5 protein-coding genes and 1 pseudogene are annotated in these 14,064 nt (G+C 60.1%); all 6 read left to right on the top strand.

Annotated features, from left to right (window positions below):
• The first annotated feature begins 1 nt into the window (after window position 1).
• Window positions 2-1,900 carry a galactan 5-O-arabinofuranosyltransferase gene (locus tag MLPF_RS00530; RefSeq protein WP_045842249.1) on the top strand — a complete coding sequence of 633 codons (1,899 nt, stop codon included), beginning with the start codon at window positions 2-4 and terminating at the stop codon, window positions 1,898-1,900.
• Between the two features lie 97 nt (window positions 1,901-1,997).
• Entirely contained in the window at window positions 1,998-5,243 is a 3,246-nt protein-coding gene (locus MLPF_RS00525) for an arabinosyltransferase domain-containing protein (RefSeq protein ID WP_162196847.1), read from the top strand.
• A 915-nt stretch (window positions 5,244-6,158) separates the two neighbouring features.
• Complete coding sequence (locus MLPF_RS00520) at window positions 6,159-9,494, top strand: arabinosyltransferase domain-containing protein (RefSeq protein WP_045842247.1); 3,336 nt, start codon at window positions 6,159-6,161, stop codon at window positions 9,492-9,494.
• Between the two features lie 5 nt (window positions 9,495-9,499).
• The gene (locus tag MLPF_RS00515; RefSeq protein WP_045842259.1) at window positions 9,500-12,742 is read left to right on the top strand and encodes an arabinosyltransferase domain-containing protein; all 3,243 of its coding nucleotides are present in this window, start codon (window positions 9,500-9,502) and stop codon (window positions 12,740-12,742) included.
• A 161-nt stretch (window positions 12,743-12,903) separates the two neighbouring features.
• On the top strand, window positions 12,904-13,059 hold the full coding sequence (locus MLPF_RS00510; RefSeq protein ID WP_237755927.1) for a hypothetical protein: 156 nt from the start codon (window positions 12,904-12,906) through the stop codon (window positions 13,057-13,059).
• Between the two features lie 448 nt (window positions 13,060-13,507).
• A pseudogene (locus MLPF_RS00505) lies at window positions 13,508-13,768 on the top strand (alpha-hydroxy-acid oxidizing protein); the annotation flags it as partial.
• Between the last annotated feature and the right edge of the window lie 296 nt (window positions 13,769-14,064).

Here is a 14,064-nt window from a genome sequence, read left to right as displayed (position 1 = left end):
CATGCGTAATGCACTGGCCAACCTCGGCCAGATGGTGTTAGCCGTCTTGGTGGCTATCGGAGTGGCCGTAGTGTCGCTGATTGCCATTGCCCAGGTGCATTGGCCGGCTTTTCCATCGTCAAACACGTTGCATGCGCTAACTACCGTCGGCCAGGTCGGTTCCCTGACCGGTCTGCTGGCCGTTGGGTGGGTATGGCGGGCAGGGCGATTCCGGAGTTTCGCGCAACTCGGTGGGCTGGTGTTCGTGTCTACCTTCACCGTCGTGACGCTAGGCATGCCGCTAGGAGCCACCAAGCTCTATCTATTCGGCATCTCCGTCGACCAGCAGTTCCGCACCGAATATCTGACCAGGCTCACCGACAGCGCTGCCCTACAAGACATGACCTATCTAGGACTACCACCATTCTACCCGCCGGGCTGGTTCTGGATCGGCGGACGCGCCGCGGCGCTGACCGGAACCCCAGCCTGGGAGATATTCAAGCCATGGGCAATCACGTCCATCACTATCGCGGTCGCCATCACGCTGGTGCTGTGGTGGCAGATGATCCGCTTCGAATATGCCCTGCTAGTCACCATCGCCACCGCAGCAGTAACGCTGGTCCACAGCTCGCCGGAACCCTACGCCGCAATGATCACGGTGCTGCTGCCGCCCGTTCTGGTTCTGACGTGGTCGGGTCTGCGCGCTGCCGAACGTGAGGCTGGGGGCACGCTCGGCAATGAACGAGGTTGGGCCACGGTAGTCGGCGTCGGCATCTTCCTCGGCTTCACCGCAACCTGGTACACACTGCTGCTAGCCTACGCCGCTTTCACGGTGGTACTGATGACCCTGCTGCTGGCCGGGGCGCGCTGGCGCCGTGCAGGTTTCCGGGCGACTTTCGACCCGCTGCGCCGGCTGGCCGTAATCGTCGTCATCGCTTCGGCCATCGGGGCCATCACCTGGCTGCCATTCTTGGCGCGGGCAGCCCATGACCCGGTCAGCAACACCGGTAGCGCCCAGCACTACCTGCCAGCCGACGGCGCCGAACTCGCCTTCCCGATGTTGCAGTTCTCGCTGCTTGGGACGATCTGCATGCTAGGCACCCTGTGGCTGGTGGTACGCACGAGCTCGTCAGTGCGAGCAAGTGCACTAGTGATCAGCATACTGGCCGTCTACCTGTGGTCACTGCTGTCGATTCTGACCACATTGGCGCGCACCACGTTGCTGTCGTTCCGACTACAACCAACACTGACCGTGCTGCTAGTGACCGCCGGCGTGTTCGGGTTCATCGAAACTACTCAAGCGTTGGCCAAGTACAACCAAGCCGTACTCTCGATCGCCAGCGCCATCGGACTGGCAGGGGCGATCGCGTTCAGCCAAGAAATCCCCGATGTGCTGCGACCGGATCTCACCATTGCCTACACCGACACCGACGGCCACGGCCAGCGCGGAGACCGGCGGCCACCGGGCTCCGAGAAATACTACTGGGCCATCGACGAAGCCATCCTGCACATCACCGGCAAACCACGCGATCAGACCGTCGTGCTTACCGCCGACTACAGCTTTCTAGCTTACTATCCCTACTGGGGCTTTCAGGGATTGACATCGCACTACGCTAACCCGCTGGCACAGTTCGACCTGCGGGCCGCACAGATTCAGCAATGGTCCAGGCTCACGACGACCAGCGAGTTCATCCATGCGCTGGACACACTGCCCTGGCCACCACCTACGGTATTCGTGATGCGCCGCGGCGTAGGTAACACCTACACCTTGCGATTGGCCAAAGACGTGTACCCCAACCAACCCAACGTCCGTCGCTATACCGTCGACCTGCCGGCGGCCCTCTTCTCGGGCCAACGTTTCGCTGTACAAGACATCGGCCCATTTGTGCTGGCCATCCGCAAGCCGGTGGGGAACGCCTGATGGCTACCGACACCGCGCCTGACGCGGTCCAACAACTAGCCCAATTGCCTTGTTCTCCCTCCAAACAGGTGGGAACCCTACCTCGCGCCGCGGCGGGGTGTGGATTGGCGCAGGGTTAGCATCAACCTCCGTGAGCGACGCGGGAGCAAACTACTGGATCGCTCGCCTCCTTGCCGTGATCGCCGGCCTGCTCGGGGCCTTGCTCGCGATGGCAACCCCGTTCCTCCCGGTAAACCAGACCACCGCTCAATTGAACTGGCCGCAGAACGGCACGTTCAAGAGCGTCGAGGCACCGCTGATCGGGTATGTGGCTACCGAACTGAACGTTACCGTGCCGTGTGCGGCCGCCGCTGGGCTGGCCGGACCGCAAAGTGCGGACCAGACTGTACTGCTGTCGACTGTGCCCAAACAGGCTCCAAAGGCCGTCGACCGGGGGCTCCTCATACAGCGCGCCAACGACAACCTGGTGCTCGTGGTCCGCAACGTTCCGGTGGTCAGTGCCCCGATGAGCCAAGTGCTCAGCCCGGCCTGCCAACGCTTGACGTTCGCCGCGTACTTCGACAAGATCACCGCGGAGTTCGTCGGGTTAACCCACGGGCCTAATACCGAGCACCCCGGCGCACCATTGCGCGGCGAACGCAGCGGCTATGACTTCCGGCCACAGATCGTCGGGGTGTTCACCGATCTGTCCGGACCGACCCCGACAGGCCTGCACTTCTCCGCGACCATCGACACTCGCTACAGCAGCAGCCCCACACCGCTAAAGATGATCGCGATGATCCTCGGAGTGGTGCTTACCATAGTTGGGTTAGTCGCCCTTCATCTTCTTGACACCGCTGATGGCACCCAGCACCGGCGGTTCCTACCGTACCGGTGGTGGTCCATCGGCGGTTTAGATGCCCTGCTCATCGCCGTACTAACATGGTGGCATTTCGTTGGTGCCAACACATCCGACGATGGCTACATCCTGACGATGGCCCGCGTATCCGAGCATGCCGGCTACATGGCCAATTACTATCGATGGTTCGGCACACCCGAAGCACCGTTCGGCTGGTACTACGACCTGTTGGCACTGTGGGCACACGTGACTACCACCAGCGCCTGGATGCGGTTGCCGACCCTAACGATGGCACTGACATGCTGGTGGCTAATCAGCCGGGAAGTCATTCCCCGACTGGGGCACGCCGCCAAGACCAGCCGCGCCGCGGCGTGGACTGCGGCGGGTATGTTCCTCGCGGTGTGGCTGCCACTGGACAACGGCCTGCGACCGGAGCCGATCATCGCCCTGGGCATTCTGTTGACCTGGTGTTCGGTGGAGCGCGCGGTGGCCACCAGCCGGCTGCTGCCGGTGGCGGTCGCCTGCATTGTCGGCGCACTGACCCTATTCTCCGGGCCAACGGGTATCGCCTCCATTGGCGCGCTGCTAGTCGCTGTTGGGCCGTTGTTGACCATCCTGCAACGCCGCTCCAAGCAGTTTGGCGCGATGCCGTTGGTGGCGCCCATCCTGGCTGCGGCCACAGTCACCGCGATTCTGATCTTCCGAGACCAAACGTTCGCCGGCGAGAGTCAGGCCAGCTTGCTCAAGCGCGCCGTCGGGCCTAGCCTGAAGTGGTTTGATGAGCACATACGCTACGAACGACTATTCATGGCTAGCCCAGATGGTTCGGTCGCCCGACGTTTCGCCGTGCTGGCGTTGCTCGTCGCACTATCGGTGGCGGTGGCAATGTCGTTGCGCAAGGGTCGAATTCCAGGCCTTGCAGCCGGGCCCAGCCGACGCATCATCGGCATCACCGTCATCTCGTTTCTGGCGATGATGTTCACCCCAACCAAGTGGACACACCACTTCGGAGTGTTTGCAGGACTGGCCGGGTCACTGGGGGCACTAGCTGCGGTCGCAGTAGCCAGTGCGGCACTACGGTCCCGACGCAACCGCACCGTGTTCGCTGCTGTGGTGCTGTTCGTAGTGGCTTTGTCGTTCGCTAGCGTCAACGGCTGGTGGTACGTCTCCAATTTCGGTGTGCCATGGTCAAATTCGTTTCCGAAGCTGCGATGGTCTATAACCACCGCACTACTCGAGCTCACGGTGATGGTGTTGCTGTTGGCAGCATGGTTTCACTTCGTGGCTACCACCAACGGGCCTGCCAAAACCAAATTCGGAGCACGAATAGACAGAATCGTTCAGTCCCCGTTAGCAATTGCGTCCTGGTTGCTGGTCATATTCGAGGTAACATCGCTGACCCTGGCGATGATCGGCCAGTACCCGGCGTGGACGGTGGGCAGGTCCAACCTGCAGGCGTTAACCGGACAGACTTGTGGACTGGCCGAAGAAGTTTTAGTCGAGCAGGATCCCAACGCCGGCATGTTGCTCCCGGTGTCCGCACCGGTAGCCGACGCACTGGGGACAAGCTTATCGGAAGCCTTCACGGCCAACGGAATTCCAGCCGACGTGTCAGCCGACCCGGTGATGGAACGCCCGGGTGAACGCGATGTCTTAAAAGAAAACGGGACGATCACCGGCGGCGAAGCCGGCAACGAGGGTGGCACCAATGCCGCACCAGGAATCAACGGCTCCCGCGCCCAGCTGCCCTACAACTTGGATCCAGCTCGCACACCGGTGCTGGGAAGCTGGCAGTCCGGCATTCAGGTGGTCGCCAGACTGCGGTCGGACTGGTACCGACTACCAGCACGGAACAAGGCCAGGCCGTTGTTGGTCGTGAGTGCAGCAGGCCGATTCGATCGTCACGAGGTGAAACTGCAATGGGCCACTGATAGCGGAGCAGCAAGCGGACAGCCCGGTGGATCATTCCAATTTTCCGACGTCGGGGCGTCGCCGGCCTGGCGTAACCTACGGCTTCCCCTGTCGGCTATCCCAAGCACGGCGACTCAGATCCGCCTAGTCGCCGACGACGAGGATTTGGCGCCACAGCATTGGATTGCACTCACGCCACCGCGGATTCCGCAGTTGCGCACCCTGCAGGATGTGGTCGGCTACAAGGACCCGGTGTTCCTGGACTGGCTGGTGGGTCTGGCATTCCCCTGCCAACGGCCGTTCGACCATCAATATGGGGTCGACGAAACGCCGAAGTGGCGTATTCTCCCTGACCGATTCGGTGCCGAAGCCAATTCACCGGTTATGGATAATAACGGCGGTGGGCCGCTAGGAGTCACTGAGTTGCTGGTGAAGGCGAATACAGTAGCCAGCTACCTCAAAGACGACTGGTCCCGCGACTGGGGTGCATTGCAGCGCTTGACGCCTTACTACCCTAACGCCCAGCCCGCTCGTCTGTCGCTAGGCACAACCACTCGCAGCGGTCTGTGGAACCCCGCCCCGCTTCGCCATTAGAACGCCATCCGGGGTCGCTCCGGAAACGAGGTGCAAAATGCGTGCTCGACATCCGCCGCGAGGCATTCAATTGCCTCCGCTCTCTGCCGGATGCCTCCCTAATTAGGTATTGAGCGACGCCTATCCGTAGCCACTTACCGAGATAGCAGGACTTTGGTTAGCCCTGGCCTACGAGACATTACGAACGCATTGTGCACGGTCTATTGGCCGTCCGCGGATTCGCAACGGAAACAGCAAGCCAACCGATTCGCAGCACCGCAAAGTGCTCAAATCCACCGGATAAGTCGGGCATCACGAATTGGTTTCCTTTGGGCACCTACGTCCAGAGGGTCCACCGTTCGCCAAGACTAGATCCAAGGAGACTACTCGCGACATAACCGCGAACTTCCACCGTTTCAGCACCAGGTTGTCATCAACACTCCGAGCTATCGCGCATTCGCTTCCTTCATCGAGCAATTCGGCGACTTCAAGCCGCGCGAGCACAACCTACTGGCCGTATCAAACCTTGGGTGAGAGAGCATATCCATGACCGCGGCATTGACGGCAGCACATGCTGATGAGCACGTACAGTAGTCTACGATTCTCCCCAGCAGGTAGTATTTCGCTCGGGTATCGTTCCGACCTAGCAGTTTGAAAGTTATTTTGGTATAAGACCAGCTAAATCGAAGTGCGCTTTACCCCGGTGTCTTACCAGCGCACGCGAGGTGACCTCGATTGGGTGCACGGATGTGTCCCGAAGATCACCGGTCCTGGCGCAGCATTCTTGATGGCGATGGCCGGCCGGCCTTCGGTTATCTCCGAAGCGCGGTGGCGCCGGAAAGGCCACCCGGGTCGCACGGCTAGGCCAGTCCCACTAAGGTCTGCATCACCCCGTATCCTCACCGGACACAGCGGCGTCGCTTACGATCGACCCTCGTGCCCCATGATGGTCATAAACCACCGCAACGGATTAGCCGGTTGATAGCCATCGTTGCGGGAATCGTGGGTCTGCTAATGTGCGTCGTGGTTCCGTTGCTGCCGGTCAAACAAACCACGGCGACGATCCTGTGGCCGCAAAGTGCCACCACGGATGGACGCGTAACCCAAATAACTGCCCCACTGGTGTCCGGGGCACCACGCGCGCTAGATATCTCGATTCCCTGTTCGGCCATGGCCACCCTACCCGCCAGCGCCGGACTGGTGATCTCCACGCTGCCCCCTGGTGGTGCGGATGCCGGCAAAAACGGGCTCGTCGTGCGCGCCGACAAAGACGTGGTCGTCGTTGCGTTTCGGGATTCGGTGGCCGCGGTAGCACCACGCTCAGCGGTGACCGCTAGCAACTGCGGCTTCTTGCACATCTGGGCCAACGCTCGCGGCGTAGGCGCGGATTTTGTTGGAATACCAGGCGCCTCAGGAATTTTAAAAACCGAGAAAAAACCACAATTCGGTGGGATCTTCACCGACCTGACAGTGCTCGCACAGCCCGGGCTGTCGGCCCGCATCGACATCGACACCCGCTTTATCACGACGCCTACCGCGATCAAAAATATCGCGGTAGGCCTAGGGACTCTGGCGATTTTAATCGCTATTCTAGCTCTGGCGGCATTGGACCGACGTAACCGGAACGGCCACCGCCTGATCAACTGGCGGGCTCCGATGGTTTGGCTGGCCCGGTGGCGCGCCATCCTGGCGACTCCTCCACGAGCAGGAGGTGCCACCAGGATCGCCGACGGGGGAGTGCTCACGACGCTGCTGTTGTGGCACATCATCGGCGCCACCTCGTCGGACGACGGCTATAACCTGACCATCGCGCGAGTCGCGCCGGAGGCCGGCTACTTAGCCAACTATTATCGATACTTCGGGGCAACAGAGGCACCGTTCGACTGGTATCTCACCGTGCTGGCCAAATTGGCGACGGTGAGTACCGCCGGTGTGTGGATGCGGATACCGGCCACGCTAGCCGGTATCGCATGCTGGCTCATAATCAACCATTGGGTGCTACGGCGGCTGGGCCCAGGAAAGGGTGGTCTATCAACCAACCGGGTGGCGGTGCTCACCGCGGGTGCAGTATTCCTGGCCGCGTGGCTGCCGTTCAACAACGGCCTGCGTCCCGAACCGCTGATTGCGGCCGGGGTGCTGTTCACCTGGGTGCTGGTGGAACGCGCTATCGCACTGCGGCGACTGGCTTCGGCCGCGACTGCAGTAGTGGTCGCAATCTTGACCGCGACCCTAGCACCACAAGGGTTGATCGCTATCGCAGCGCTGCTGGCCGGGGCGCGAGCTATCACCCAGATTATGCGCCGACGCCGAGTAACCGACGGATTGCTGGCACCACTGCTGGTGCTGGCGGCGTCTTTGGCGCTGATCACCCTGGTGGTGTTCCATAGTCAAACGCTGGCCACAGTCGGTGAGTCGGCGCGCATCAAGTACAAGGTCGGGCCGACGATAGCCTGTTACCAAGACTTCCTGCGCTACTACTTCCTCACGGTAGAGTCCAACGCCGACGGCTCAATGACCCGGCGATTCCCGGTGCTGGTGCTGTTGTTGTGCATGTTCGGAGTTCTGGTGGTGGTACTTCGCCGAAGCCGGGTACCGGGGTTAGCCAGCGGCCCTACCTGGCGACTTATCGGCACCACCGCAGCCAGCCTGCTCCTTTTGACGTTCACGCCCACCAAGTGGGCCATCCAGTTCGGTGCGTTCGCCGGATTGACCGGCACACTCGGTGCTATTGCTGCGTTCGCCTTCGCCCGAATTAGCCTACACAACCGTCGCAATCTGGCGATGTATATCACTGCGCTCCTGTTCGTGCTGGCGTGGGCCACCGCCGGCATCAACGGCTGGTTCGGCGTCGGCAATTACGGGGTTCCCTGGTTCGACATCCAGCCCGTCATCGCCGGTCACCCGGTGACGTCGATGTTCCTGACATTGTCAATCCTGACCGGGCTACTGGCTGGCAGGGAACACTTACGGCTCGGCTATACCGGACACACCGAAGTCAAAAACACCCGCCGCAACCGCTTCCTGACGACGACCCCTCTGTTGGTAGCCGCGACGACCCTGGTCATCTGCGAAGTCGGCTCGCTGGCCAAAGGAGCCTCGGCCCGTTACCCACTATACACCACCGCCAAGGCCAACCTAGCCGCACTCCGTGCTGGGCTCGCACCCAGCGTCTGCGCTATGGCCGATGACGTGCTGACCGAGCCCGACCCCAATGCCGGGATGTTGCAGCCGGCTCCGGGACAAACCTTCGGTCCTACCGGGCCGCTGGGCGGGATCAATCCCATCGGCTTCAAACCCGAAGGCGTGAACGACGATCTGAAATCCGAGCCGGTGGTGAGCAAACCCGGACTGGTCAACTCCGACGCCTCCCCCAACAAACCCAACGTCACTTTCAGCGACTCCGCGGGCACCGCTGGAGGAAAAGGCCCGATGGGGGTTAACGGGTCGCATGTGGCGCTGCCATTCGGCCTGGATCCGGCCCGTACACCGGTGATGGGCAGCTACGGCGAAAACACACTCGCCGCCTCAGCCACCTCAGCCTGGTATCAGCTGCCGCTTCATTGGAAAGAAAGCATCGCGGACCGACCGCTGGTGGTAATCTCAGCCGCCGGTGCCATCTGGTCCTACAAAGAGGACGGCAACTTCATCTACGGACAATCGCTCAAACTGCAGTGGGGTGTCACCCGTCCCGACGGCACCATCCAACCACTCGCGCAGGTGATGCCGATCGATATTGGGCCGCAACCGGCATGGCGCAATCTGCGGTTCCCGCTTACCTGGGCACCACCGGAGGCCAATGTGGCACGCGTCGTGGCTTACGACCCGAACCTAAGCCCGGAACAATGGCTAGCATTCACGCCGCCGCGGGTACCGATCTTACAAACTCTGCAGCAGTTGCTCGGGTCTCAGATCCCGGTGCTGATGGACATCGCTACCGCGGCGAACTTCCCCTGCCAGCGGCCATTCTCCGAACACCTTGGCATTGCCGAACTCCCGCAGTACCGCATACTGCCCGACCACAAACAGACAGCTGCATCGTCGAACCTGTGGCAATCCAGCGAGGCCGGCGGGCCTTTCCTGTTCCTGCAGGCGTTATTGCGAACCTCGACGATCTCGACGTACCTGCGTGGCGACTGGTACCGAGACTGGGGGTCGGTGGAACAGTATTACCGGCTAATACCCGTCGACCAGGCACCAGAGGCGGTTGTGGAGCAGGGAACGATCACAGTGCCTGGCTGGAGCCGGCGAGGATCGATTAGGGCACTGCCGTGAGTGTGATGTACTCCGCACACCGAGTCACAATCGCAAACCGCACTACCAGCCGCAATGTGCGGGTGGCGCGTAGGGTTGCTGCCATCGCCGGGCTGATCGGCTTCGTGTTGTCGGTTGCAACACCGCTGCTGCCGGTGGTGCAGACAACGGCAACGCTGAACTGGCCACAGAACGGCCAATTGAATAATGTAACAGCGCCGTTGATTTCGTTAACACCGGTCGACATGACCGCCGCCGTGCCGTGCGCTGTGGTCGACGCCTTGCCACCTAGCGGCGGGGTGGTCCTAGGTACCGCGCCCAAGCAGGGGAAAGACGCTAACCTCAACGCGTTGTTCGTCGTCGTCAACAGTCAGCGGGTGGACGTCACCGACCGCAATGTAGTGATCTTGAGTGTGCCGCGCAACCAGGTGGCTGGGGACGCAGGCACCCCCGGATGTTCCAGCATCGAGGTCACGTCGACTCACGCCGGCACCTTCGCCACCTTCGTCGGGTTAACCGATTCAGCCGGCAATCCGCTGCATGGCGGCTTTCCAGATCCGAACCTACGCCCGCAAATCGTCGGGGTGTTCACTGATCTAACCGGTGCCGCGCCGTTCGGATTGCGGCTGTCGGCAACCATCGACACCCGGTTCTCTAGCACACCAACGACACTAAAACGGTTTGCGATGGTGTTGGCAATCGTTACTACCAGCGTCGCGCTGGTCGCGCTGTGGCGCCTCGACCAGTTGGATGGCCGGCGGATACGTCGGCTCATTCCGGCTAGGTGGAGCACGTTCACACTGACCGATGCCGCGGTGATATTCGGGTTCCTGCTGTGGCATGTGATCGGCGCAAACTCCTCCGACGACGGTTATCAGATGCAGATGGCGCGCACTGCCGACCACTCCGGTTACATGGCGAACTATTTCCGCTGGTTCGGCAGCCCAGAAGACCCCTTCGGTTGGTATTACAACCTACTAGCGCTTATGACCCATGTCAGCGACGCCAGCATTTGGATCCGGCTGCCCGACTTGATCTGTGGAATGGCATGCTGGCTGCTCTTGTCACGCGAAGTCCTGCCACGACTAGGTCCCGCGGTTGCGAGCTTCAAACCCGCGTTGTGGGCCGCCGGGTTAGTGTTGTTAGCGGCGTGGATGCCCTTCAACAACGGGCTGCGTCCTGAAGGCCAAATCACGCTGGGCGCGCTAATCACGTATGTGCTCATTGAGCGGGCAATTATCTACGGTCGCATGACACCAGCGGCGCTGGCTGCTCTGGCTGCGGCGTTCACGATAGGCATCCAGCCGACCGGGCTGATCGCGGTGGCAGCATTGCTGGCTGGCGGTCGACCGATGCTGCGCATTTTGGTGCGCAGGCACCGCGTCGTCGGAATCTGTCCGCTGGTAGCTCCACTGCTGGCTGCTGGCACCGTGGTTCTCACTGTGGTATTCGCCGAGCAAACGCTAGCAACGGTGTTGGAGGCCACCAAGGTTCGAACCGCAATCGGTCCTGCGCAGGCATGGTACACAGAGAACCTACGCTATTATTACCTCATCTTGCCTACTGTCGACGGTTCACTGTCACGCCGATTCGGCTTCTTGATCACCACACTGTGCCTGTTCACTGCAGTGTTAATCATGTTGCGCCGCAAACGAATTCCCGGTTTAGCTCGTGGTCCGGTGTGGCGTCTCATCGGCAACATCCTGGGTACCATATTCTTCTTGACATTCGCCCCAACCAAGTGGGTGCATCACTTCGGGCTGTTCGCCGCGGTAGGCTCGGCGATAGCCGCATTGACAACCGTACTGGTGTCCCATGAGGTGCTGCGGTGGTCTCGTAATCGGATGGCGTTCCTGGCGGCACTGTTATTCGTCATGACTTTGTGCTTCGCGACCACCAACGGCTGGTGGTATGTCTCCAGCTACGGCGTTCCGTTTAATAATGCCATGCCACGCATTGACGGAATAACTTTCAGCACAATATTTTTCATACTTTTTGCGATTGTCGCACTCTATGTGGCCTATTTGCATTTAACAACCAGCGAGCATGGGGAAGGTCGGCTGATCCGGACCTGGACGACGTCTTTCTGGGCTCCTATCCCGCTCGCAGCCGGGTTAATGACGTTGGTTTTCATAGCATCGATGGTGGCCGGGATCGTACGACAGTACCCTACCTACTCCAACGGGTGGGCCAACATACGAGCGTTCACTGGCGGATGCGGCCTGGCCGACGACGTACTCGTCGAGCCGGACAGCAACGCGGGCTACATGACGGCGCTGCCCAGCAACTACGGCCCGCTGGGGCCACTGGGTGGCGTCAACGCGATCGGCTTCACACCGAACGGCGTGCCGGAACACACAGTGGCCGAAGCGATTCGAGTAACACCCAATCAGCCTGGCACCGACTACGACTGGGACGCCCCGGCGAAGTTGAAAGCGCCGGGCATCAATGGATCGGTGGTCCCGCTACCCTACGGCCTTAACCCCAATCGGGTGCCGCTCGCAGGTACCTACACCACCGGTGCCCAACAACAGAGTAGACTTACCTCCGCTTGGTACCAACTGCCTAAACCCGACGACAGACATCCTCTGGTGGTGATAACAGCCGCCGGGAAAATCACCGGTAACAGCGTGCTGCACGGACACACGTATGGACAGACCGTCGTGCTGGAATACGGCGAGCCCAGTACCGACGGCGGCCTGGTGCCAGCGGGACGACTAGTGCCCGATGATCTGTACGGCGAACAACCAAAAGCGTGGCGTAACCTGCGCTTCGCGCGATCCCAGATGCCCGTCGACGCGGTTGCGGTCCGAGTTGTGGCCGAGAACCTCTCCCTGACACCGGAAGATTGGATCGCGGTGACCCCGCCGCGGGTGCCGGAACTGAGCTCGCTGCAAGAATACGTCGGTTCGTCGCAGCCGGTGTTGCTGGACTGGGAGGTCGGGCTGGCGTTCCCGTGTCAGCAGCCAATGCTGCACGCTAACGGTGTCACCGATATTCCGAAATTCCGCATAACACCGGACTACTCAGCTAAGAAAATAGATACCGATACCTGGGAAGACGGCGCCAACGGTGGCCTGTTAGGCATCACCGACCTGCTGCTGCGGGCCCATGTGATGTCCACATACTTGTCCCGCAACTGGGGCCGTGATTGGGGCTCACTGCGTAAGTTCGACCCCATTGTGGATACCCATCCCGCGCAGCTCGGCTTGGACACCGCTACCCGCAGCGGATGGTGGTCACCGGGCAAAATCCGGATTAAGCCGTGACTTCATTACACCACCCCATCCTGGCAGAGGCCACTAAAACACAACCTATCGCACAGGTGTGGCCGGACACGCATCTTCGTTGGTGGTGAAGATGAATTTATCGGCGTTGGATCTCCTTTCTTAGCAAAATATTTCAAAACGATTCTGGGCATACGTCGCTGGTGATTCTGGTCAGAGCAGCCGACTTGATGCGCAACCAAGTAGACGTTGAGATCGGCTCGGCCGCCACTGCCATAGAGGTACTATACATCTTCCCAAACCAAAGCTCGGCGCCGATGAAAGACACCGTGGCAGAAATGGATAACGTTACCCGGTAAACAGGCAACGAGCACCCGCCGCTCTGGTTTCAACCGTACCTTTCCACTAACGACGCGATCATAGCTAGTCTGATTCGACGCGCCAAATCCCTCAATTACTACTCCCTAGAAGTTATTTTAGAAACCATATTAATTATTTTAATAGTCAAATGATCTCGATATCTTTTTCATTTGCCCGAGCTATCGGCATCGCGCAGTACTACTCCGACACCGCATTCGCCCAGTCGGTTAGCGAGAGGACAGTCACAAAGCATCGGTCCGGTCGACGACCCGACGTGTAGCTAAAATCGAGGTATTACGGACATTGATCTCCCCAGAGCGGGACATGCCCGGTAGTTTCCTCAGCAACCTGGTGTCACCGGTGCCCCGCGCCAGCGTAGAAACGTTTTTGGCGACCTATTCGCACCCAAAGTTTAATTGGGACAACATCGCCTAACTACAAAAACGGACTCGGCTGCCGATCTTGTTGAAGGGTATTCAGCATGCCGTGTGGTCCGCCGCCGAACTCGGCGTCGAAAGCATCGACGTATCGAACCACATTGGACAGCAAATAGATTCAGTCACCGGGGCAGCCGATGCGCTGGTTGACATCGTTACCGCGGTCGGAGATCAAACCAGAATCGTATTCGACTCGGGCATCAGAAGCGAGGCGGACATCTTCAAGGACCTGGAGCTAGACGCATACGTGGTGACCGCCAGCACACCATAACATACCATATAGACTAGCGTTGGTCTGTCGTCGTGGGGTAACCGAGGTACTCCAAAAGCCTGATTGCGGAATTCGATCCCACCCTGGTCCTGTCCATCCTACTAACGATCACCGAATTGAACACGGTCCAGCCTTGAGTGTGAGACGAAATCTCCCGTCAAGAAAGGTCCGGCTTAGGGTGTTAGGAGAAATACTGTTGCAGTGTATATTTGATGATTTTCCATTGATCTTGCAGCGTTCACCGGCGGTTATTGCTACCGGAAGTTTGTATCGGTCCATGCGCTGAGCGAGCCAGA

The sequence above is a fragment of the Mycobacterium lepromatosis genome (assembly GCF_000975265.2).
Taxonomy (GTDB): Bacteria; Actinomycetota; Actinomycetes; order Mycobacteriales; family Mycobacteriaceae; genus Mycobacterium; species Mycobacterium lepromatosis.
The sequence above is the reverse complement of the archived record's forward strand: the minus strand, read 5'-3'. Positions and strand labels throughout refer to the sequence as shown.

Bases quoted from the DNA above. Each gene is read 5' to 3' on its own strand.
- MLPF_RS00530 (WP_045842249.1), top strand. From the start codon at position 2: ATGCGTAATGCACTGGCCAACCTCGGCCAGATGGTGTTAGCCGTCTTG.
- MLPF_RS00515 (WP_045842259.1), top strand. From the start codon at position 9,500: ATGTACTCCGCACACCGAGTCACAATCGCAAACCGCACTACCAGCCGC.